The organism is Mycobacterium neglectum, from assembly GCF_002591975.1.
GTDB classification, from domain to species: Bacteria; Actinomycetota; Actinomycetes; order Mycobacteriales; family Mycobacteriaceae; genus Mycobacterium; species Mycobacterium neglectum.
Map to the genome: position 1 here is coordinate 1 of NZ_NVQE01000054.1, position 22,236 is coordinate 22,236.

At 66.1% G+C, this 22,236-nt stretch carries 21 protein-coding genes; 9 read left to right on the forward strand and 12 right to left on the reverse strand.

Annotated features, from left to right (window positions below; all coding sequences use genetic code 11):
* The first annotated feature begins 114 nt into the window (after positions 1 to 114).
* From CSQ99_RS27230 to CSQ99_RS27265, 8 genes are all read left to right on the forward strand, one after another.
* The gene (locus CSQ99_RS27230) at positions 115 to 753 is read left to right on the forward strand and encodes an ABC transporter permease (RefSeq protein WP_141562739.1); all 639 of its coding nucleotides are present in this window, start codon (positions 115 to 117) and stop codon (positions 751 to 753) included.
* Positions 754 to 791: 38 nt separating this feature from the next.
* Positions 792 to 1,610, forward strand: coding sequence for an ABC transporter ATP-binding protein (locus tag CSQ99_RS27235; RefSeq protein ID WP_176561243.1), 819 nt, complete (start codon positions 792 to 794; stop codon positions 1,608 to 1,610).
* A complete protein-coding gene (locus tag CSQ99_RS27240; RefSeq protein ID WP_099042115.1) occupies positions 1,607 to 2,425 on the forward strand; it encodes an ABC transporter permease in 819 nt (272 codons plus the stop codon). The genes CSQ99_RS27235 and CSQ99_RS27240 overlap by 4 nt, the downstream gene beginning before the upstream one ends.
* Complete coding sequence (locus CSQ99_RS27245; RefSeq protein ID WP_099042116.1) at positions 2,422 to 3,468, forward strand: LLM class flavin-dependent oxidoreductase; 1,047 nt, start codon at positions 2,422 to 2,424, stop codon at positions 3,466 to 3,468. The genes CSQ99_RS27240 and CSQ99_RS27245 overlap by 4 nt, the downstream gene beginning before the upstream one ends.
* Positions 3,465 to 4,640: a M24 family metallopeptidase gene (locus CSQ99_RS27250; RefSeq protein ID WP_099042117.1), complete on the forward strand. Its 1,176-nt coding sequence runs from the start codon at positions 3,465 to 3,467 to the stop codon at positions 4,638 to 4,640. Before CSQ99_RS27245 ends, CSQ99_RS27250 begins: the two co-directional genes overlap by 4 nt.
* Before the next feature lie 125 nt (positions 4,641 to 4,765).
* Positions 4,766 to 5,899: a pyridoxal-phosphate dependent enzyme gene (locus CSQ99_RS27255; protein ID WP_176561244.1), complete on the forward strand. Its 1,134-nt coding sequence runs from the start codon at positions 4,766 to 4,768 to the stop codon at positions 5,897 to 5,899.
* The gene (locus CSQ99_RS27260; RefSeq protein ID WP_099042119.1) at positions 5,896 to 6,933 is read left to right on the forward strand and encodes an LLM class flavin-dependent oxidoreductase; all 1,038 of its coding nucleotides are present in this window, start codon (positions 5,896 to 5,898) and stop codon (positions 6,931 to 6,933) included. The genes CSQ99_RS27255 and CSQ99_RS27260 overlap by 4 nt, the downstream gene beginning before the upstream one ends.
* Complete coding sequence (locus tag CSQ99_RS27265; RefSeq protein WP_099042120.1) at positions 6,930 to 7,955, forward strand: threonine aldolase family protein; 1,026 nt, start codon at positions 6,930 to 6,932, stop codon at positions 7,953 to 7,955. The genes CSQ99_RS27260 and CSQ99_RS27265 overlap by 4 nt, the downstream gene beginning before the upstream one ends.
* On the opposite strand, the gene metK is transcribed toward CSQ99_RS27265, so the two are convergent.
* From metK to mihF, 5 genes are all read right to left on the reverse strand, one after another.
* Complete coding sequence (metK, locus tag CSQ99_RS27270) at positions 7,952 to 9,160, reverse strand: methionine adenosyltransferase (protein ID WP_099042121.1); 1,209 nt, start codon at positions 9,158 to 9,160, stop codon at positions 7,952 to 7,954. The two genes, CSQ99_RS27265 and metK, sit on opposite strands and share 4 nt — an antisense overlap.
* Positions 9,161 to 9,288: 128 nt before the next feature.
* Positions 9,289 to 10,542 carry a bifunctional phosphopantothenoylcysteine decarboxylase/phosphopantothenate--cysteine ligase CoaBC gene (gene coaBC / locus CSQ99_RS27275; RefSeq protein WP_099042122.1) on the reverse strand — a complete coding sequence of 418 codons (1,254 nt, stop codon included), beginning with the start codon at positions 10,540 to 10,542 and terminating at the stop codon, positions 9,289 to 9,291.
* Between the two features lie 44 nt (positions 10,543 to 10,586).
* Positions 10,587 to 10,898 carry a DNA-directed RNA polymerase subunit omega gene (rpoZ, locus tag CSQ99_RS27280; protein ID WP_099042123.1) on the reverse strand — a complete coding sequence of 104 codons (312 nt, stop codon included), beginning with the start codon at positions 10,896 to 10,898 and terminating at the stop codon, positions 10,587 to 10,589.
* A gap of 63 nt (positions 10,899 to 10,961) precedes the next feature.
* On the reverse strand, positions 10,962 to 11,537 hold the full coding sequence (gene gmk, locus CSQ99_RS27285; RefSeq protein WP_099042124.1) for a guanylate kinase: 576 nt from the start codon (positions 11,535 to 11,537) through the stop codon (positions 10,962 to 10,964).
* A 15-nt stretch (positions 11,538 to 11,552) separates the two neighbouring features.
* Positions 11,553 to 11,867, reverse strand: a complete 315-nt coding sequence (mihF, locus tag CSQ99_RS27290) for an integration host factor, actinobacterial type (protein ID WP_006244838.1) — start codon at positions 11,865 to 11,867, stop codon at positions 11,553 to 11,555.
* Positions 11,868 to 12,474: 607 nt separating this feature from the next.
* Here mihF and CSQ99_RS27295 point away from each other — a divergent pair.
* Positions 12,475 to 13,533 (forward strand): DUF2330 domain-containing protein, encoded by a 1,059-nt coding sequence (locus tag CSQ99_RS27295; RefSeq protein WP_176561246.1) that lies wholly within the window; start codon positions 12,475 to 12,477, stop codon positions 13,531 to 13,533.
* A 2-nt stretch (positions 13,534 to 13,535) separates the two neighbouring features.
* On the opposite strand, the gene pyrF is transcribed toward CSQ99_RS27295, so the two are convergent.
* The 7 genes from pyrF to pyrR are packed head-to-tail and all read right to left on the reverse strand — an operon-like array spanning position 13,536 to position 22,122.
* On the reverse strand, positions 13,536 to 14,348 hold the full coding sequence (gene pyrF, locus CSQ99_RS27300) for an orotidine-5'-phosphate decarboxylase (RefSeq protein ID WP_099042126.1): 813 nt from the start codon (positions 14,346 to 14,348) through the stop codon (positions 13,536 to 13,538).
* A complete protein-coding gene (gene carB / locus CSQ99_RS27305; protein ID WP_099042127.1) occupies positions 14,345 to 17,683 on the reverse strand; it encodes a carbamoyl-phosphate synthase large subunit in 3,339 nt (1,112 codons plus the stop codon). The genes pyrF and carB overlap by 4 nt, the downstream gene beginning before the upstream one ends.
* Positions 17,684 to 18,817 carry a glutamine-hydrolyzing carbamoyl-phosphate synthase small subunit gene (gene carA, locus CSQ99_RS27310; protein ID WP_176561245.1) on the reverse strand — a complete coding sequence of 378 codons (1,134 nt, stop codon included), beginning with the start codon at positions 18,815 to 18,817 and terminating at the stop codon, positions 17,684 to 17,686.
* Positions 18,814 to 19,311: a PH-like domain-containing protein gene (locus tag CSQ99_RS27315; protein WP_099042128.1), complete on the reverse strand. Its 498-nt coding sequence runs from the start codon at positions 19,309 to 19,311 to the stop codon at positions 18,814 to 18,816. The genes carA and CSQ99_RS27315 overlap by 4 nt, the downstream gene beginning before the upstream one ends.
* A complete protein-coding gene (locus CSQ99_RS27320; RefSeq protein WP_099042129.1) occupies positions 19,308 to 20,600 on the reverse strand; it encodes a dihydroorotase in 1,293 nt (430 codons plus the stop codon). The genes CSQ99_RS27315 and CSQ99_RS27320 overlap by 4 nt, the downstream gene beginning before the upstream one ends.
* Positions 20,597 to 21,553 (reverse strand): aspartate carbamoyltransferase catalytic subunit, encoded by a 957-nt coding sequence (locus tag CSQ99_RS27325; RefSeq protein ID WP_099042130.1) that lies wholly within the window; start codon positions 21,551 to 21,553, stop codon positions 20,597 to 20,599. The genes CSQ99_RS27320 and CSQ99_RS27325 overlap by 4 nt, the downstream gene beginning before the upstream one ends.
* Positions 21,550 to 22,122, reverse strand: coding sequence for a bifunctional pyr operon transcriptional regulator/uracil phosphoribosyltransferase PyrR (gene pyrR, locus CSQ99_RS27330; RefSeq protein ID WP_099042131.1), 573 nt, complete (start codon positions 22,120 to 22,122; stop codon positions 21,550 to 21,552). Before pyrR ends, CSQ99_RS27325 begins: the two co-directional genes overlap by 4 nt.
* Positions 22,123 to 22,236 lie beyond the last annotated feature (114 nt).

Consider the following 22,236-nt stretch of genomic DNA (forward strand, 5'->3'; position numbering starts at 1 on the left):
TCGTTACCTGCCGCCTCGCAGCCATATCGATCTTGCCTTCCACATCGGGCAAGCCTTCTAGACCACGCGCTCAAAATAGGTGAGGCACCACCACCGGCCACGCGCTCAAAGTAGGTGAGGCACGTCGCCACCTTGCGCCGGCTCGTCATCGGGCTCACTATGGGCTATCTCGCGGCTGTAGCGGTCGCCATGATGATGCGCATCAACCCGTGGTGGAATCGGTTCTTCTCCCCTGCCGTCTATGTCACCATCACCGCGCCCAGCATGGTGGTCGCGCTGCTGTGCCTCATGGTGTTCGGCCTCTCCGAGTTCGGCGTGTACATGTCTGTGGCCATAGTGATCTTCCCGTTCGTCGTCGTCAGTCTCGACGAGGGAGTCAAGGCACTGGATCCGAAGCTGACCGAAATGTCTCGCATCTATGGATTCGGGGCGTCCGACCGCATCCGGCACCTCGCTCTGCCGGAGATGGCGCCCTACATGTTCAGCGCGTTCCGGAACGTGCACGCGCTGGGCTGGAAGATCGTCGTGATCGCTGAACTGTTCTCCCAGCAGATCGGAATCGGCGCCGAATACAAGCGCGCCTACGGCTATTTCGAACTCGAACAGCTCATCGTATGGACCTTCTTCTTCATAGTGATGATCACCACCGTCGAGTACGTCATCCTTCGGCCCATCGAGCGAAGGGTGTTCAGATGGCGTGCCCCCAGCCGCCGCCGTAACCGCCAAGAACGAATCGCTGTGACCGCCTCATGACCTCAACACGCCCTGAAACGGAGCCACACCTACCAGCCATGACCACCGCCACCGCCGCTACGGACTTCCTCAACATCTCCGACTTGTCCTACGCCTATCCCGGCAGCTCGACTTACGCGCTGAAGGACGTCAGCCTACGGGTGGCTCCCGGCGAATTCGCCTGTGTCGTCGGACCCAGCGGCTGCGGTAAGTCAACGCTGCTGAACATCTTGTCCGGACTGGCGGCGCCGACCGCCGGGTCGGTCACGATGGACGGTACCGCGCTCGTCGTCGACGGCGTCGAACAGCACACCGAGCGGCCCCGCCTGGGCTACCTATTCCAGGACGCCCGATTGCTGCCATGGCGCACCGTCCGCAAGAATATCGAGCTCGCTCTCAAGTCTGCCAAAGTGCCACGCGCACAATGGCATGAGCGAACCGACCGGTATCTGACAATGTGCGAGATCGGACAGTTCGCCGAAAGCTGGCCGGGAAACCTCTCCGGCGGTCAGCGTCAACGCGTCGCGATCGCCCGAGCACTGGCCATCGAACCCGCCTGCGTGTTCATGGACGAGCCGTTCTCGACGCTCGATGAGGTCACCGGCAGATCGCTGCGGGGCAAACTGCTCGACCTGTGGCAGACCACCGGGCAGACATTCGTCTTCATCACCCACTCGATCCGCGAAGCGGTATTCCTGGCTGACCATGTCTACGTGATGGCGCCCGGGCCCGGCCGAGTGCTCGAGCGTGTCACGATCGACATCCCGCGGCCGCGTCGCTATGAATCGCCGGCCATCGCCGAAGTCGAGGGCCGGATGATCGACTCGGTGCTGCAGTACTGGAGCACCGACGACGCGCCCGCGGGCGACGTGTCATGACGGGGACGCTCAACCGCGTCATCGAGATGAACGCACCGCCACCGAGCCCGGCCATCCGACGGTGGCGTCCACCCGCCGAACTCGTCGCTGTCGCGGCAGGCCTGGTGATCTGGTGGCTGTGCGCGGGCACGGTACTGCCGCACCTGCCTGGGCCGTTGGCTGTCGTCGACGAGTTCACCTCTGCGGTGACATCGCCATTGTTCTACGAATCGATGCTGATAACACTTCGTCGCATCGTGATTGCCTGGACCACAGGCTTCTTCATCGCTCTGGCAATCGGTGTGCTGATGGCGCGCAACCGCTACGTCGAGGCGCTCGTCCATCCCGTGGTGTTCATCGGCCTCGCGCTACCGGGTCCGGTGACCATCCTGTTCTCGACGCTGTGGCTGGGGCTCGGGGAATTGGCCACGCTGGTGGCGCTCACCCTCGCCGTCACTCCGTTCATGGTTACTTTCGTCTACGACGGCAGCAAGGCGTTGGATCCGAAGCTGTTCCAAATGGCGGCGGTGTACCGGTTCGGCGGGGTGGCCCGATTCCGGCACGTGATCCTTCCCCAGCTCGCGGGCGCGCTGCTGTCGGCAGCCCGGTTCGGCTTCGCGATGGGCTGGAAACTCGTCGTGCTCGTGGAAGCGTTGTCGGCGGGGTCCGGGATAGGCGAGCGCATCGAGTACTACTTCTCGTTCAACCGGCCCGCTGCGGTGATCGCGTGGACGTTCGGCTTCACGATCGTGATGGTGCTGGTCGAGTTACTCGTGTTCCGGACGGTGTCACGCCACGTCTTCCGCTGGCGTCCCAAGGCGGGAGGGGGCCGGTGACCGGACTCCACCTCGGCTTTCCGTCGCATTCGGTCGCCGACGTACACATGCGCGACTGGGGCGATCTGGCTGCGGCGACCGAGCGGGCGGGCTTCGACGTGCTGTGGCACTCCAACGAGCGCTTCTTCCGCGAGATGTTCGTGCGGATGACGGTGTCGGCCGTCCACACCACCTCGATCATGCTCGGTGGCGCTGTGGCCGATGGGTTTTCGACCAACCCCGCGCTGACTGCTCAATCACTGGCCACGATCGCCGAACTGGCGGACGGACGGGTCACGCTGGCGCTGGGTGCCGGTGGATCGGGACTCCCGATGATGGGAGTGACACGCTCGGCGGTCACCGACACGGTACGGGCAGCGTACGAGTCGATCGCCGAAATGCTCGCGGGCGCAACAGTCACCAGGCAGACTCCGGCCTTCACGTTGCGGGGCGCCCATCTCCGCGTGTTGCCACCGAAGACGGTCCCCTTGTGGATCGCCAGCCGGGGCAAGCGCATGCTCGAGATGGCGGGCACCGTCGCCGACGGTGTGATGATTGCCAGCCAGGCCAGCCCGACCGGCATCGCACGGTCGCTGGCCCACGTGCGCCGTGGCGTCGCATCCAGAAGCCCTGAAGCCGCAGACGTACGCACGATGGTGCGGGTCGACACGTGTGTGCACGACGATCCCGCCCTTGCACGCGAGGGCTGCCGGTTGATGATCGCCAAGCTGCTCTGGATGAGCTATCCGGACCGGCGCTTCGTCACCGACGCCGGGCTCGAAGTATCCGACGAGCTCGAACGGGTCATCGCGACCCGCGACTATGACGCGTTGGAGGCCGTCCCCCATCTCGTGTCCGACGAGATGGTGGAGGCATTCTGCTGGGCGGGCACACCCGAGCAGCTCATCGACCGCGTCTCGGCCGCAACGGAAGCCGGGGGCGTGACCGATGTCGGCTTCTGGCTGCTGCGTGCGCCCGGTCAGACCCTGATGGAGGCACACACACTCATGTCCCGCACACTTCCAGGACTGCGGCAACGGCTCGATATGGAACGTGACCAATGAGAGAACTGCTGTACGACCCCGACCGGCTGGCCCAGGCCATGGCCGATTCCGGACTCGACGCACTCGTGGCGACACAACCTTCAGGTGTCCGGTATCTCACGAGGTTTCCCAAGGCGGGCCGCAGCCTCGCGGTCGTCACTCGCGATGACCCCGCCCACCCCCAATTGCTCGTGCCTGCAGTCGAACTGGACTACCTCGTAGAAGATCTCGTGCCCGGCCTGGTCCACCGCGCCTGGGGCGAGTTCGTCCGAGAGCTTGACGACGACGCCGTTCTCGACGACAACCAGCGGCTGGTGGCGGCCGCTCATGCCGATCGACGCAGGGATCTCGACCGTCCCGCGATGCTGGCCAACTCAATCGCGGTACTAGGCCTCGGCAATGCCCGAATTGGATTCGACGTCGCACCCGTCACCGAGCCCGGGCTCGTCGACGCGCTGGACGGTGCCGACGTCGCCGACGCATCGCCGGTGATTCCGCGGCTGAGGATGTGCAAGACCGCACTGGAAGTCGAGCGCCTCCAGGAGGCGGCACGCATAGCAGAGGCGGCTATCTCGGCCACCGTCGCCGTCGCAACCGCGGGGGTTACCCAGGCCGAGTTGGCCAGCGAGTTTCGAGTGGCGGTGGCCCGCGAGGGCGGGCTACTGCGGGTGGACTCGGTCTCTGTCGGCACCGCAACGGTTTTCGGCAATGCAAACGTGCCGACCTCCGTGCTGGAGAAGGGGCAGCTGCTGCGATTCGACGTCGGTGCCATCTATGCCGGATACCAGTCGGATCTGTCCCGTTGCTTCAACCTCGGCGAGCCGACGGAAAAGGTTCGTCGCTATGCCAATGCCGTCATCGCCGGACAGGGTGCGGCGCTGGATATGTTGCGTCCCGGCGTGCGCACAGCCGACCTGTTCGCGGCGGCGGTAGCGGAGACCCGCAAGGCGGGCATCCCACACTACGCACGAACCCACGTCGGACACGGAATCGGCCTGGCCGGTGCCGGTTACGACGCTCCGCTGCTCGGCCCCAACGACTCCCACGTCATCGAAGAGGGCATGGTGCTCTGCGTCGAAACACCGTACTACGAGTTCGGGATGGGTGGCGTTCAGATCGAGGATATGGTCGTGGTGACGGCAACGGGTTGGCATCCGCTCAGCCGGCTGCCCAGACAGTTCAGTGTGCTGTGACGGATCTGATGCCGCGTCTGGTGTGCATACGCTGCGGCACCGAAGGGGTCAGCACACCGCATGGCCGCGGCTGTGAAGTGTGTCGCGCGCAAGGCGTCCCGGCGAATCTGCGCACAGATTACGACATGACCGTCGCCGGCCCCCAATTCATCGCCGATCTCGACGGACCGCTGCGGGGCACCGCGCGGTACCGCGCGCTGCTTCCTGCCGAACTCGATGATGCCGACGCTGCTGCGACGTCGCCGTCGCCGTTGATCCCCGCCCCGCGCCTCGCCGCGGCAGCCGGAGTGGAGACGCTGTGGATCAAAGACGAATCCCGCGGGCTGAGTTGGTCTTTCAAGGACCGTGCCGGGGCGGTCGCGGCAGCGCACGCCCGCGCCCTCGGTGTGAACGTACTGATAACCGCATCCACGGGTAATGCCGCCGCGGCTACTGCCGCCCATGCGCGACGCGCGGGCCTGCAGCCCGTCGTGGTGTTCGCGCGTGGCGTCGACCCGCTGATGGCCGCGTTCGTCGCGGGATACGGTGCACACATCGCCGTCGCCGCGACGAAAAAGGACCGCTGGCGGATCGTCGCCGATGCGGTCGAGCGCTACGGCTGGTATCCGATGTCGAACTACTCCGACCCGCCGGTGGGCAACAATCCGTACGCACTGGACGGCTACAAGGCGATCGCGTACGAGATATGGGAGCAACTCGGCCGTCGGGTACCCGACGCGGTGTACTTCCCCATCTGTTATGGCGATGCGCTGGCGGCCAGCCGCCGGGGTTTCGGCGACCTGACCGCGCTCGGGCTCGCCGACCGGATACCGGCCCACAGCGGCGGCGAGATCTACGGAAGCATCAGTTCGGCACTGATTCAAGGAACGGATTCGATCCCACTCGCCGCGGCGGACCATCCGACGGCGGCCACGTCGATATCGTCACCGCAAAGCACCTTCCAGGCACTCCAGGCGATTCGGGACAGCGGCGGGGCGATTCATGCCGTCAACGAGACCGAGCTCTCTGATGCGGTGAGACTTGCGGTGGAGACCGAGGGCGTCCTGCTGGAGGTCGCCGCCGCGGCCGGGTTGGCGGCACTGTTGAGACATCGGCGCGATGCAGTCCTGCCGCGTGGGCATGAAGTAGTACTGGTGGCCTCTTCGACCGGACTCAAATCGCTGTACCGGCAGTTGAACTCCGCGGTGGACGGCCCGCTGATCGACGACGCGGCCGACCTCGCGACGATGGTAGGCAAACGAGAGGTGACGGCACGATGAAGTTCGGTATTGGCCTGCCGACGGGGATGGAGGGGCTGATCAATCCGATTCCATTCTTCGAACCCCGCCACTTCATCGAAGCGGCACGTCTGGCTGAGCAGCTCGGCTATGACTCGGTCTGGGGCAACGATCATTACGCGCCACAGAACTACGTGCGCGGCAAACGCGCCGCAATACCGAACTTCTACGAAGTCCTCAGCGTCCTCATGGCGGCGGCCGCTGTCACCGAGCGGGTGGAGATCGGCACCGCGGTACTCGTCCTGCCGATGCGGGACATCGTCACCGTCGCGCGGCAGGCCGCCACCATCGACCAGCTCAGCGGAGGCCGTCTGCTGCTCGGCGTCGGAATCGGCGCGTACCCCGAGGAATATGCTGCGGCGCGACCAGATCTGGCGGGCGCTCACCGCGGCGACATGCTCGAGGAGGGACTGCACCTGCTGCAGCGGCTCTTCGCCGAACCGGAGGTCACCTCGCACGGCAACTTCTACCAAGTGGACGGTCTGGAATTAGCGCCGAAGGGATTCGGGGGTCAGGTGCGGGTACTGGTCGGCGGCCATCAGAAGCGCGGCATCGACCGTGCGATCCGCTACGGCGCCGGATGGATTCCGGGTTGGCGGCCCCTCGACGAACTTGCTGAATGGATCGCGACGCTTCGTGAACGCGCCGCGGCGGCAGGCCGTGATCCCTCCTCGCTGATCGCCGCACCCCAGTTTTCGTGCCTCGTGGGCAAGGACCACGCGGTAACCGAACGCCGCTACCTGTCCAGCGGCATGGTGCAGCACCGTCGATCGTTGTCGTTCGATGGCCGTGATCCTTCACAATCGTTGCACAACAACCTGATCGGCGGCTTCGAAGAAGTGTTCGCACGGGTCGAGCGCCTGCATGAGATGGGCGCTGACCATCTGGCCTGCACCACGTTGTGTGTCGAAACGGTCGATGAGTGGTTCGAACAATTGGAAATGTTTGCCATTGAGATCATCCGGCCCTACCGCCGGTCGCACGGTATCCCAGACCCCGCCGGGCCGGCCGCGTGATCGATCTGCGCACCGATACAGTCACCCGCCCCACGGCAGGTATGCGGCAGGCGATGGCGTCGGCCGAGGTCGGCGACGAGCAAAAGGGTGAGGATCCAACCACCCGCGCCCTGGAGGAGCGCGTGGCGAGCCTGCTGGGTACGCAGGCCGCCGTGTTCGTTCCGTCGGCGACCATGGCCAATCAGATTGCGCTGCAACTGTGGTCGGCGCCAGGCGACGGTGTCGTGCTCTCCGCCGGTTCGCATCTGGTGCACAGCGAGGCCGGCGGACCAGCGGCGCTGGCCGGCTTGATGTTGCAGCCGATCACGAGTTCCGACGGCACGTTCGATGCTGCCGATCTTGCCGCCGCGGCCAGTGAAGGAGCCGTCGAAAAGCCGCGCACTGCAATTGTTTCGGTAGAGAACACGCATAGCAATGCGGGCGGTAGAGTCTGGCCGACCGAGCGCCTCGACGCAGTGGTGACAGCCGCAAGAAGGCTCGAAATCCGAACGCATCTCGACGGTGCACGATTGCTCAACGCGGCACTCGCATCCTCAGTGGCTCCGGATCGTATTGCTTCACAATTCGATTCAGCGACATTTTGCCTGTCCAAAGGCCTTGGGTGTCCGCTCGGCGCGCTACTGGCCCTGCCCGCGCACCATGAGACGCAGGCACGTCGCATCAAACAACGTCTCGGTGGGGCCATGCGTCAGTCGGGGGTCCTCGCCGCGGCCGGGCTCTACGCGTTGGACCATCACGTTGACCGGCTGGCTGACGACCATCGTCGGGCGCAACGCCTTGCAGACCTGCTGACTCAGAGTGCGCTGGGCATCTCGGCCGTCGACACCAACGTCGTCGTCCTCGACACCGACGCCGCAGGGTGGGATCGGGCACTGCTGCTGCGCCGGCTTGCCGAAGAGGATGTGCTGTTGTCCGCGATCCCCCACCCGGGACGGATTCGCGCTGTGACACACCTCGATGTCGACGACGACGACGTCGAGCGCGCGGCCGCCGTGATACTGCGCGTTCTCGCGAGCCGCTAAACGGCCGCCTTCAGCTCCTCGACCTTGTCGAGCCGCTCCCACGGCAGGTCGACGTCGGTGCGGCCGAAGTGGCCGTAGGCGGCGGTCTGCGCGTAGATCGGCCGCAGCAGGTCCAGGTCACGGACGATCGCACCGGGCCTCAGGTCGAACACCGAGGTGATCGCCTTTTCGATGCGGGCCGGGTCAACCGTTTCGCTGCCGAAGGTCTCCACGAACAGTCCAACCGGGGCTGCCTTGCCGATCGCGTACGCGACCTGCACCTCGACGCGCTCTGCCAGGCCCGCGGCGACCACGTTTTTTGCCACCCAGCGCATCGCATACGCCGCGGAGCGGTCCACCTTGGACGGATCCTTGCCGGAGAAGGCACCGCCGCCATGTCGGGCCCATCCGCCGTAGGTGTCGACGATGATCTTGCGACCGGTGAGCCCGGCGTCGCCCATCGGGCCGCCGAGCACGAACTTGCCGGTCGGATTGACCAGCAGGCGGAAGTCGGACGTGTCGAGGGTGTCGTGGTTCAGGTCGGCCAGCACCGTGTTGACGACCTTTTCCCGAATGTCAGGGGCCAGGGTCGCCTCCAGGTCGATGCCGGCGGCGTGCTGCGTCGACAGCACCACGGTGTCGAGGCGTACCGGGGTGGTGCCGTCGTACTGCACGGTGACCTGGGTCTTGCCGTCGGGACGCAGATAATCGAGCACGCCGTTCTTGCGGACCTCGGTCAGCCGGCGCGACAGTCGGTGGGCCAGCGCGATCGGCAGCGGCATCAACTCGGGGGTGTCCCTGATGGCGTAACCGAACATCAGGCCCTGGTCGCCGGCGCCCTGGGCGTCCAGGGGGTCACCCGCGCCCTCGACTCGTGTCTCGTGGGCCGTGTCGACACCCTGCGCGATATCCGGGGACTGCGCGCCGATCCCGATGTTGACGCCACAGGTCTCGCCGTCGAAGCCCTTGTCCGACGAGTCGTAGCCGATGTCGAGTATGCGGGCCCGCACGGTGTTGGTGATATCGGCGAACGCTTCCTTCGCCGTCGTGGTCACCTCGCCGACGACGTGTACCTGGCCCGTGGTGACCAGCGTTTCGACCGCGACGCGGGACTTGGGATCGTCGGCAAGCAATGCGTCGAGCACCGAGTCGCTGATGGCGTCGCAGATCTTGTCGGGATGGCCCTCGGTCACCGACTCACTGGTAAACAGCCGAGCTTCACTCACGGTGTGATCCTTCCGCTCAAGTCGCCTTGAGGTAGTTAGTCAGTAAAATTATATGCTCGCCCCGCTGCACCCAAGCGCGTGCGCACGTTCCGCACAACCCTTACACGCAGCCAGGCGCGTGATTCGCGTTACCCGCCGCCGCTCTGCAGGAACGCCACGATCGCGTCCACAATACGGCTGGCCATCAGAGTTTTCGAACCGTGCTCCAAAGCAGACTCCGCGCCGTCGGCCGCGAGCAGCCACCCGTCGTTGTTGTCGACTTCGAACGCCCGATTCTCGCCGACCGCATTGACAACGAGCAGATCGCATCCCTTGCGCTGCAACTTGGCGCGGGCATGGAAGAGCACGTCGCCATTGGCGTCGCCGGTCTCGGCAGCGAATCCGACGATGGCGCGCATATTGGGGAGCTGACCGTCGGTTCGCGCCCGGACTGCGCCCGCCAGCACGTCGTCGGTACGAGTGAGTTCGATGATCGGCGCCGCGGCGTTGGGGTCGGCGGACTTCTTGATCTTGTTGGCCTCGACCTGGGTCGGGCGGAAGTCGGCAACGGCGGCGGCCATCACCAGGACGTGCGCGTCGGGCGCATGCTTTGAGACCGCGTCGGAGAGTTGGGCGGCCGAGCCGATGTGGACCACGTCCACCCCCGCGGGATCGATGAGGCCCGCCGTATTGCCCGCGATCAGCGTGACGTCGGCCCCACGCTGGGCCATCACCCGAGCCATCGCAAAGCCCTGCTTGCCCGAACTCCGGTTGCCGATGAAACGCACCGGGTCGATCGTTTCGCGGGTGCCGCCGGCGCTGACCAGGACCCGTACGCCGGCCAGGTCATAGGGCAGCGCGTCGCCGCGGTCCAGCAGCAGCTGGGCGAGCGTTGAGATCTCCTCGGCCTCGGGCAGCCGTCCCGCGCCGGTGTCAGCGCCAGTGAGCCGTCCCGACGCCGGCTCCAGGACCACCGCACCCCGACGGCGCAGCGTGGCCACGTTGTCCACGGTGGCCGGGTGGAACCACATCTCGGTGTGCATCGCCGGCGCGAAGAGCACCGGACACCGGGCGGTGAGCAGGGTGGCGGTCAGGAGGTCGTCGGCACGGCCCGCGACGGCGCGCGCCAGCAGGTCGGCCGTGGCCGGGGCGACCACGACGAGGTCGGCCTCCTGCCCGATGCGGACATGCGGCACCTCGTGAACGTCATCCCAGACGCCGGTGTGAACTGGGTTACCCGACAGTGCCTCGAAGGTCGCCGCACCGATGAAGCGCAGGGCGGACTCGGTCGGAACGACTCGAACGGAATGGCCCGCCTCGGTCAGCTGACGGACGAGCGTGGCGGCCTTGTAGGCAGCGATGCCACCGGCGACGCCGACGATGATCCGCTTGCGTTCGGTCACGTCAACTCATCGCCCAAGACGTTCATCGCCGCCGATCCCGTCCGCTACTCGCCTTCGGTGTGCTCGAGCAGGTCGCCGTGGATCTCACGCATCGCGATCGACAGCGGCTTCTCCTGCAGGCCCGGCTCGACCAACGGACCGACATATTCGAGGATGCCGTCGCCGAGCTGGTTGTAGTAGTCGTTGATCTGGCGCGCACGCTTGGCGGCGTAGATCACCAGCGCGTACTTACTGGACGCGCGGTCAAGCAGCTCATCGATGGGCGGATTGGTGATGCCCAGCGGGGTGTCATAGGCACCGGTGCCGGACTCGATGTCGTCGACAGCGGTCAGCTGGGCGTCGGGGGTGCTGCTCACGTAGAAGATCTCCTGGCTTTTTTGAGTGGTTCTTGGCCTGATCGCACCGTGCCCGGCGCTGGGTTAATTGTGGGCCACCAGCAAGGATACCAATTCAGCGCAAGCAGACTCCAATTCGCTGTTCACGACGACCACGTCGAAGTCATTCTGGGCCGCCAGTTCGTCGCGTGCGGTGGACAGGCGGCGGGCCATTGCTTCTGGACTCTCGGTGCCCCGCCCGACCAGCCGGCTCTCCAGTGCCTCCCAGCTCGGAGGTGCCAGAAAGACCGTGAGGGCCTCCGGCATGGATTCCTTGACGGCACGGGCTCCGGCCAGGTCCACCTCGATGAGAACGGGCCGGCCAGCCTCGGTGGCCTCTCGGATGGGCTGCGCGGGGGTGCCGGAACGGTGCAGGCCGCCGTGGATCTCGGCCCATTCCAGCAGGGCTTTCTGATCGATCAGGTCCTGGAACCGCTCGGCGGTGACAAACGAATAATCGACGCCGTCGACCTCGCCCGGGCGCGGGGCCCGGGTGGTGACGGAGACGCTGAAGTGCAGGTCGGGAATGCGATCACGCAGACAGTGGACGACGGACGATTTCCCGACGGCAGAGGGGCCGGACAGCACGATCACCCGTCCGGCCCCTCGGCCGGCGCTCAACTTATGCGCCTGGAGTTACTGGTCGAACTTTTCCAGCAGCGCCTTGCGCTGCCGGTCACCCAGGCCACGCAGGCGGCGCGTCGGGGCGATCTCGAGTTCGGTCATGATTTCCTGCGCCTTGACCTTGCCCACCTTGGGCAACGCCTCCAAAAGGGCAGAAACCTTCATCTTGCCAAGGACCTCATCGGTCTCGGCATCCTTCAGCACCTGCTTGAGGTTGGTGCCGCCGCGCTTGAGCCGGTCTTTGAGCTCGGCACGTATGCGACGTGCGGCAGCAGCCTTCTCCAACGCTGCCGCGCGCTGTTCGTCGGTCAACTGGGGAAGGGCCACGGGTTCCTCCGTCTCTCACACCATCAATTTTCCTGTATCGGCTGTATGAAAATTCCAGAACAGCCAGCGACGACGACCGTACCCACGCAACCTGATGAAAGCTAACCCCACCCCCTGCTTGTGGGGCCAAAAGCCCAGCGTGTAAGGCAGGGCCGCCGCAGAGCCCGAAGTGCCCCAAGCGTCCCGATTTCGCCGATTTCAGACATCGCGAAGCCGAATTTGCCTGCATATCAAGGTATTTCGGCTCAGATGGGGTGGTTCACCCACCGGCTCGGCCTGTGGCCTGGACCACACCCGGGTGGCCGTTGGAGGTCGGAAAAGAAAATTTTGCCTGGTCACCGCATGTCGGGCGTGTCGCAGCCGCTCAGATGACCGGCACGAAGGGCTGAGCGACCGTCAAAAAAGCAGGATGAATTCAAACATTGCCGCGGTGGTGGCCGATGCGCTCGACGACGATGCGTAGTAGGCGTGACAGGCGGTACCTGCGGGGCAGGCGTTGCGGAAGATTCCAGTGTTGTTCGCTGCTCAACCACCCGTGCGAGGCCGGCGGACAAATAGGATTCGCCGTGAGTCGCCGTGCAGTCGCCGTCAGGAGGTCGTCGTGGTCATGGGCATATGCCGGTCGATTGCTGTGGTGCTCGTCCTGCTGGGCGGGGCGGCGCTGTTCAATGTCGCGAGCCCGGCGTGGGCGTGCGGTTGTGGTGCCTACGTTCCGGACCACCCAGGCTCCTCGGTCGCCGACGAGCGCGCGCTGATCTCATGGGACGGCAGCACCGAGGACATCCTGATGTCGTTGTCGGTGACGGGCTCCTCGGACCGAGCGGCGTGGGTCATGCCGGTGCCATCGGCCGCTCGCGTCAGCCTTGGCGACACCGAGGTGTTCGAAGAACTCGCCACGTTCACCGCGCCACGGATCGAGTACCGCGACTCGTGGTGGCCGACGATTCCCTGGCTGGTCTGGGCCGGAGCGGCACCGGATGGCGCGGGGGCACCAGCCGGCGCGGTCAATGTGCTCGGCCGCCAGCGCCTCGGACCATTCGACGTCACCCGGCTGGCGGCCGATGACCCCACCGCCTTAGCGAATTGGTTGGAGGACAACGGATTTCCACATCCAGACGGACTGGATGACAACCTCGCACCGTATGTCGCCGACGGCTGGGAGATCATCGCGGTTCAACTGGTGCCCGCCGAAACGGGCGGCTCTTTGTCGGGAGCGCTTCAGCCGCTGCGTCTCTCGTTCGCCTCCGACACCGTCATCTATCCGATGCGCCTGTCGCGATCGGCCACGATGTCGCAGTACATCGACCTCTATGTGCTGGCGCCGCATCGAATGGATCCCGCGGCAATTCCCGTCGCCGGCGACGAGCCGACCCTGGAGTTCGCCGGCCCGATCGAGCGCAGCGACTCCCCGGCACTGGCCGACTTCGTCGGCGATGCGGCATTTCTGACCCGGTGGAAGAACACGATCTTCGACCCGGAAGCGATCGAGGGCGACTATGTATTCGAGCAAGCGCCCGCCGACACCCCGTTCCAGCAAGTGGTTTATCGCACGCGCGACCGTGGACACATCACGTACCTCATCCTGGTCGCGGCCATCGGTGTCGCCGGCGTGGCGGCCGGCGTCCTGCTGATCCGGCGGATGTTGCGAGACCCGCACCGCCCCTAGGGCTATGCGAGATACGCGACGGCGTCGCGGAACTTCTCCGCAGCCGCCCGCACCGCGGCGACATCGGGTCCGGCGCGCAACACGTCGCGCGAGACCGCGGGAAGGAGTTGGCCGGGCCGGGCACCGCCGAGACCCCCGAGTGCCTCCGGACGTCCGCCTTGCGCCCCAACGCCGGGCACCAGCACCGGGCCACCCAGTGCGCTGACATCCGGCGGTTCTGCCAGTGTGGCGCCCACGACGACGCCGACCGCACCGGGCAAGTCCTCGCGGTTGGCCGCGGCCGCGGCATCGACGATCGACTGCGCGACGGTCCGCCCGCCGGCGTCGGCTCGCTGAACGCCTGCGCCCTCCGGGTTCGATGTCGCGGCAAGGACAAAGACACCACGGCCGTTGGCGCCGGCGGTGTCGAGCAAAGGCTGCAGCGAACCGAAGCCCAGATACGGTGACGCGGTCACCGCATCGGCAGCCAGCGGCGAATCACCCACCCACGCATGGGCGTAGGCCGCCATGGTCGACCCGATGTCACCACGTTTGGCGTCGGCCAGCACCAGCACACCGGCGTCACGAAGAGCCCGGATCGTGTGTTCCAGCACCGTGTATCCCGCGGCGCCGTGCGCCTCGAAGAACGCCACCTGCGGTTTGACGATCGCGAAGCCCGAGAAGGCCTCCACGCAGATCTCGCAGAACCGCGCCACACCGTCGGCGTCGACGGTCAGCCCCCAGGCGCTCAGCAGTTCGGGGTGGGGATCGATGCCGGGGCACAGCGGCCCGCGCCGCGCTACCGCCTCGGCCAGCCGGGCACCGAAACCTGTCACGGCCCCAGCACGCTGTGCAGCTCCTGAAGCGACATCACGCCGATGTCACCGCGGATGCCAGCCTCGATGCCCTGCACCGCAGCTGAAGCCCCCTGCACGGTGGTCACACACGGAATGTTCATCGACACCGCGGCCGAGCGGATCTCGTAGCCGTCGATACGTGGCCCCGAATTGCCGTACGGGGTGTTGATCACCATGTCGACTTCACCCGACCGGATCAGGTCCACTGCGGACGAGGCAGGGCGCCCCTCCCCCGGGTGCTCGAAGTGCTTTCGCACCTCGTCGCAGGGAATTCCGTTGCGCCGCAACATTTCCGCAGTACCCGCTGTGGCGAGCACCCGGAAGCCCAGATCGGCCAGACGTTTCACCGGGAACACCAGCGAGCGTTTGTCGCGGTTGGCCACGGAGACGAACACCGTGCCCTCGGCGGGCAGCGACCCGTAGGCAGCGGTCTGGCTCTTGGCGAAGGCGCTGCCGAAGTCGCGATCGATACCCATCACCTCGCCCGTCGATTTCATCTCGGGGCCGAGCAGCGAATCGATCTGCGTGCCGTCGGCTTTCCGGAAGCGATGGAATGGCAGGACGGCTTCCTTGACTGCGACCGGCGCGTTGCGCGCTGTGGTCGCGCCGTCACCCGTTTTCGCCAGCACACCTTCTTCGCGCAGTTGGGCGATGCTGGTGCCCAACATGACTCGCGCACAGGCCTTCGCCAGTGGAATGGCCGTCGCCTTCGAGACGAACGGTACGGTGCGGCTGGCGCGCGGATTGGCCTCCAGCACATAGAGCACGTCGTCCTTCAGCGCGTACTGCACATTCAGCAGCCCGACCACGCCGATGCCGTGCGCGATCGCCTCGGTCGCGCGCCGTACGGACTCGATGTCGCTGCGGCCCAAGGTCACCGGCGGCAGCGCGCAGGCCGAATCGCCGGAGTGAATGCCGGCCTCTTCGATATGCTCCATGACGCCGCCGATGTACACCTCGGTGCCGTCGCACAGTGCGTCGACGTCGATCTCGATGGCGTCCTCGAGGAAACGGTCCACGAGCACCGGATGTTCGGGCGAGAGTTCGGTGGCCCTGGTGATGTAGCCCTGCAACGTCTCCTCGTCATAGACGATCTCCATACCCCGGCCACCCAGCACATAGGACGGCCGGACCAGCACCGGATAGCCGATATCGGCGGCGATCCGGCGGGCCTGCTCGAAACTGGTCGCGGTGCCGAACCGGGGCGCGGGCAGACCGGCGATCCTGAGGACCTCGCCGAACGCGCCGCGGTCCTCGGCCAGGTCGATCGCCTTGGGGCTGGTGCCGACGATCGGCACACCGGCCTTCTCCAGGCGCTCCGCGAGGCCGAGCGGGGTCTGCCCACCGAGCTGCACGATGACCCCGACGACGCCGGGACCGCCTGCACCGGAGGCGGACTCGGCGTGATACACCTCGAGCACGTCCTCGAATGTCAGCGGTTCGAAGTACAGCCGGTCGGCGGTGTCGTAGTCGGTGGAGACCGTCTCCGGGTTGCAATTGACCATGACCGTCTCGAATCCGGCCTGGCTCAGCGTGGTGGCGGCGTGCACGCAGCTGTAGTCGAACTCGATGCCTTGCCCGATGCGGTTGGGCCCCGAGCCCAGGATGAGCACCTTGGGCTTCTCGGTTTGCGGCGCGACCTCGCTCTCCGCGGCGGGGTCGAGTTCGTAGCTGCTGTAGTGGTACGGCGTCTTGGCCTCGAACTCGGCGGCGCAGGTGTCGACGGTCTTGTACACCGGGTGGATGCCGAGCCGGGTCCGCAGGGCCCGCACACCGATCTCGCCGGCCAATTCCGGCCGCAGGGCTGCTATTTGGCGGTCGGACAGGCCGTGGTACTTGCCGCGCCGCAGGAGTTGTTCATCGAGCACCGGCGCGTCGAGTAGTTCGGCGCGCAGCGTGACGAGTCCGGCGATCTGCTCGACGAACCACGGATCGACACCCGAGGCTTCAGACACCTGCTCGACGCTGGCGCCCTTGCGCAGCGCCAGTTCCATGTCGTACAGCCGCCCGTCGGTGGGCGTGCGCAGCCCGCCGAGCAACTCGTCGACGGAAACATCGGCGTCGGGCTTGGTCCAGAACCCGGCCCGAGTGGTCTCAAGTGACCGCATCACCTTGCCGAGTGCCTCGATGAAGTTGCGGCCCAACGACATCGCCTCGCCCACGGATTTCATGGTCGTGGTCAGGGTGGGGTCGGCGCCGGGAAACTTCTCGAAAGCGAAGCGTGGGGCCTTCACGACGACATAGTCCAAGGTCGGCTCGAAGCACGCAGGCGTTTCCTTGGTGATGTCGTTGACGATCTCGTCGAGCGTGTAGCCGATGGCCAATTTGGCGGCGATCTTCGCGATCGGGAAACCGGTGGCCTTGGACGCCAACGCGCTCGACCGAGACACCCGGGGGTTCATCTCGATGACGACGAGTCGTCCGTCGACCGGATTGACCGCGAACTGAATGTTGCATCCACCGGTGTCGACACCGACCTCGCGCAGAATGTCGATGCCGAGGTCACGCATCGCCTGGTATTCGCGATCGGTGAGGGTCATCGCGGGCGCCACGGTGACCGAGTCGCCGGTGTGCACGCCCATCGGATCGAGGTTCTCGATCGAGCACACCACGACGACGTTGTCGTGGTGGTCGCGCATCAGCTCGAGCTCGAATTCCTTCCAGCCGTAGATCGACTCCTCTATCAGCACGTTTGCGCTCGGTGACGCGGTCAGCCCCTCGCCGGCCATCCGGTCGACATCCTCGGCGGAGTAGGCCATGCCCGAGCCGAGGCCGCCCATGGTGAACGACGGCCGCACGACCACCGGCAGTCCGAGCTCCGCGACGGTTTCGCGGACCTCGTCCATCGTGAAACACACACGGGAGCGGGCAGATTCGCCGCCGACCTTGGCCACGATGTCCTTGAACCGCTGGCGGTCCTCTCCGCGCTGGATCGCGTCGAAGTCGGCGCCGATCATCTCGACGCCGTAGCGTTCGAGTGCCCCGTTCTCGTACAGGGCGACGGCGGTGTTCAGCGCGGTCTGGCCACCCAGGGTGGCCAACACCGCGTCGATCTTGTTGCCGCGCTCGGCCTGTTGGGCGATGACACGCTCGACGAAGGCCGGCGTGATCGGTTCGACGTAGGTGAAGTCGGCGTACTCCGGGTCGGTCATGATCGTCGCCGGGTTCGAGTTGACGAGGCTGACCTGCAGGCCCTCCGCGCGGAGCACGCGGCAGGCCTGCGTTCCCGAGTAGTCGAACTCGCACGCTTGGCCGATGATGATCGGCCCGGAGCCGATCACCAGCACGTGGTTGAGGTCGGTGCGCCTTGGCATCTAGCGACCCTCCCCTGCCATCAGGTCGATGAACTGGTCGAACAGGTAGTTCGCATCGTGCGGGCCGGCTGCGGCCTCCGGGTGGTACTGCACCGAAAAGGCTCTCCCATCAACCAGTTTGATGCCTTCGACGACTCCGTCGTTGGCGCAGGTGTGACTGACGATCGCGCTGCCAAACGGGGTGTCGAACGTCTCGCCGGCCTCACCCTCGAGCGCGAACCCGTGATTCTGCGCGGTCACCGCGACCCGTCGGGTGGCGTGGTCGATGACGGGCACGTTGATCCCCCGGTGGCCGAAGACCATCTTGTATGTCGAGCGCCCCAACGCGCGGCCGAGGATCTGGTTGCCGAAGCAGATACCGAACAGCGGGATTCCTTCGCCGAGGACCTCGCGTGTCACACCGACGATATGGTCGGCGGTCGCCGGGTCACCGGGCCCGTTGGAGAGAAAGACGCCGTCGGGTTTGAGCTCAGCAATCTGCTCGAAGGTGGCCGTCGACGGCAGAACGTGACTACGGATACCGCGGCTGGCGAAGTTGCGTGGCGTGTTGGTCTTGATGCCGAGGTCGATCGCCGCAACGGTGAAGCGTTGCGGTCCATCGGGTTCCACGACATAGGCAGCGTCGGTGCTGACCTCGCCGGCGAGGTTGGCACCCAACATTGACGGCTGATCACGGACCCTCCCGAGCAGCTCGTCGGCTAACCCATTCGCACTGGTAAGCGCGTCTCCACTGAACACACCGGCCTTCATCGAACCCAGGCTGCGCAGGTGCCGGACCACGGCGCGGGTGTCTATTCCGGCAATACCGACGATTCCCTGACGGACGAGCTCCTCGTCGAGCGTGCCGGTAGCGCGCCAGTTCGATGCCCGTGGCGATGGGTCGCGGACGGCATAACCCGCCACCCAGATCTTGTCACCGCGGCTCTCGGCGTCCTCGTGGTTCCAGCCGGTGTTTCCGATCTGCGGGGCCGTGGCGATGACGATCTGCCCGTGATAGCTCGGATCGGTCAAGGTCTCCTGGTAACCGGACATGCCGGTGGAGAACACCGCCTCGCCGAGCGTCTGGCCCGTCGCCCCGAACTCGGTACCCGTGAAGATGCGGCCGTCTTCCAGGACCAGCAGTGCCTTACTCACACTGCCTCCAGCCACGGCGCGTATGCGGCACGGTTGTCGGCGCGGAAACCGGTGTCGATCTCGGTGCCCGAAGGCAAGCGCCACCGGATGGCGAGGATGCCCTCATGAGTGAGAGCCCTACCGGCGACCCCCCGCTCGGTTCGGATGGCGGTGATCGACTCTTCGGGTATCCAGATCGGGCCTGCGCCGCTGCGCTGCAACATGATCCCTTCGGGGTAGCGGGTCAGCACCGCCTTGTGGCGAAATGCGAGATCGCCGACAGCGACGCGGTCGTTCCAGTTCGGGACGAGCGTGCTGCCGACGTAGAGACCTTTGGTGGCAGAGATGACAGCCGATCCCACCGTGTCCGGAAGCGGTGGCAGTGTGCCGATCAGCTCGGCCTGCCGCTCGGCACGGCGACGCCAGCCACGCAACATCGCCTGGATGATGATGGCGATCAGCACCGCCAGCACCGCGGCCATGATCAGCGAACCGACCAGCGTTCCGGTGTTCACGCCGGGCTCTTACCGTCGCGAGCGGTGACCTTGCCCCGCAACAACGTCAGCGTCACCGTCGCGGGTAACTCCATCGATTCGTACGGGGTGTTGTCGGAGCGGCTTGCCAGCTCGGATCCTTCGACGGTCCACGTGGCATCGGGATCGACGACGGTCAGGTTGGCCGGTTCGCCGATCTCGAGGGGACGGCCCTGATCCGGCAACCCGACGATGCGGGAAGGGTTTTCGCTCATGACGCGGGCCACGTCGCGCCAAGTGAGCAGGCCAGGACCCACCATTGTCTCGACCACCACGGACAGCGCAGTCTGCAGCCCGAGCATGCCCGGACGGGCGACCGAGAACTCGCAGAACTTCTCGTGCTCGGCATGGGGTGCGTGGTCGGTGGCCACGCAGTCGATGACACCGTCGGCGAGCGCCTGACGCAGGGCCTCGGCGTCAGACGCCTCTCGAAGCGGCGGGTTGACCCGGTTCCGGCCGTCGTAGGAGGCCAGCCGCCGGTCATCGAGCAGCAGGTGGTGCGGTGTCACCTCGGCGGTGATCGAAATACCTTGTTCCTTGGCCCATCTGACGATCTCGACGGTGCCGGCCGTGGAGGCGTGGCAGATGTGTACCCGTGCTCCGGCATCGCGGGCCAGTAATGCGTCCCTAGCGACAATGGATTCCTCGGCCGCGCGGGGCCAGCCCGCAAGACCGAGCAGCGCCGCATTCGGGCCCTCGTGCGCGACGGCGCCGACGGTGAGACGGGGCTCTTCGGCGTGCTGGGCGATGAGGACACCGAGGCCGGTGGCGTATTCGAGCGCACGCCGCATGATCAGTGGATCGTGCACGCACAGACCGTCGTCGGAGAACATGCGCACCTGCCCGGCGCCGGCGGCCATCATGCCCATCTCGGTGAGCTGCGCACCTGCCAGACCCATCGTGACGGCGCCCACCGGATGCACGTCGACGAGGCCGACCTGCTGACCGCGGTGCCACACATGGTCGGTGACGACCGGGCTGTCGGCGACCGGGTTGGTATTGGCCATCGCGAACACCGCGGTAAAGCCGCCCAGAGCCGCTGCCGCCGAGCCGGTTTCGATGTCCTCGGCATACTCCCTGCCAGGCTCGCGCAAGTGGGTGTGCAGGTCGACGAAGCCGGGCAGCAGGACCTGGCCGGTCGCGTCGAACACATCGGCATCGTCGGGGACGGCGAGCCCGGAACCGATGTCGGCGATCTGGCCGTCGGACACGAAGACGTCGACCCGGTCACCCTCACCGTAGAGTCGCACCCCGCGGATCAAGACGCTCATACGTTTATCGCTTCTTGCTCAGCGCCCACCAGCAGGTGGAACAGCACCGCCATTCGGACATGTACACCGTTGGAAACCTGTTGCAGGACAGCGGATTGCGAGGAATCGGCGACCGAGAAAGCGATCTCCATACCGCGCACCATCGGGCCGGGGTGCAATACCACCGCATTGCCAGGGAGCATCGCCTGACGCTTCTCGGAGAGTCCGTAGAGCACCGAGTACTCGCGCGTGGACGGGAAGAACCCGCCGTTCATCCGCTCGGCCTGCACGCGCAGCATCAGCACGGCATCGGCGACGGGCAATTCGGCGTCGAGGTCGTGCGAGACGGTCACCGGCCAGTCGTTCACCCCGACCGGGAGCAGCGTTGGCGGGGCGACGAGCACCACTTCGGCACCGAGCGTGTCCAGCAGCAGCACGTTGGATCGTGCGACCCGGCTGTGTAGGACGTCGCCGACGATCACGACGCGCTTGCCCTCGATGTCGCCCAGTCGTTGGCGGATGGTCAGCGCATCGAGCAGTGCCTGAGTCGGGTGCTCGTGAGTGCCGTCGCCGGCGTTGATCACCGCGGGGCCCGTCCCATCGGTGCCAGAAGGAGCCGTCCACTCGGCAAGCTGCTGGGCCGCCCCCGACGCGGGGTGGCGGATGATCAGGGCATCGGCCCCGGCGGCGCGCAGGGTGAGAGCGGTGTCGCGAAGCGACTCACCTTTGGATACAGAGGATCCCGACGCACTGACGTTGATGACGTCGGCGCTCATCCACTTGCCTGCGACCTCGAATGACACCCGGGTGCGGGTGGAGTTCTCGTAGAACATCGTGATGATGGTGCGGCCGCGCAGGGTCGGCAGCTTCTTGACCTCGCGGCCGAGCAGCGCCTGGCTGAACCGGTCGGCGTTGTCGAGTATGGCCACCGCCTCCTCGCGGGACAGGTCGGCGGCCGAGAGCAGATGCTTCATCTTGCCGGCCCTCCCTGCGGGGCGATCCAAATGCCCTCCACTTGATCGTCCTCGACGAGGCGCACCTTGACGTTCTCACTGCGGGAGGTCGGCACGTTCTTGCCGACGTAGTCGGCGCGCAGCGGCAGCTCCCGGTGACCGCGGTCGACAAGGACGGCGAGTTGGACGGCGCGGGGCCTGCCGATATCCCGCAGTGCGTCCAGCGCCGCGCGCACCGACCGGCCGGTGTAGAGGACATCGTCGACCAGGATCACGAGCGTGCCGTCGATGCCGCCCTCTGGGATCGAGGTGTCCTCGAGCGCTCGCGGGGGCTTGGAGTCGAGGTCGTCGCGATAGAGCGTGTTGTCGAGGGCGCCGCGAGGCACGGTGACGTCGGCGAATTCCTTGATCTTCTCAACGAGCCGCGCGGCCAGGGTGACGCCGCGGGTGGGGATCCCGAGCAGGATGACGCGGGGGGCATCGGGACCGTCGAGTGCGGTCTTCTCGATGATTTGATGGGCCATGCGGGAGATGGTCCGGCTGACGTCCGCTGCGGACATCAGTTCCCGGTCGGTGCCAGGCGCGCCCATGTGACCCTGACCTCCTTCTCCGCCTCTCGGGACGGCTCTTTAAAGGATGTCGAAACTTCGGGGAGCTTAGCACCCGCGTTCCGAGCCGCGACAGTCGACACAAACCGTCCCCGG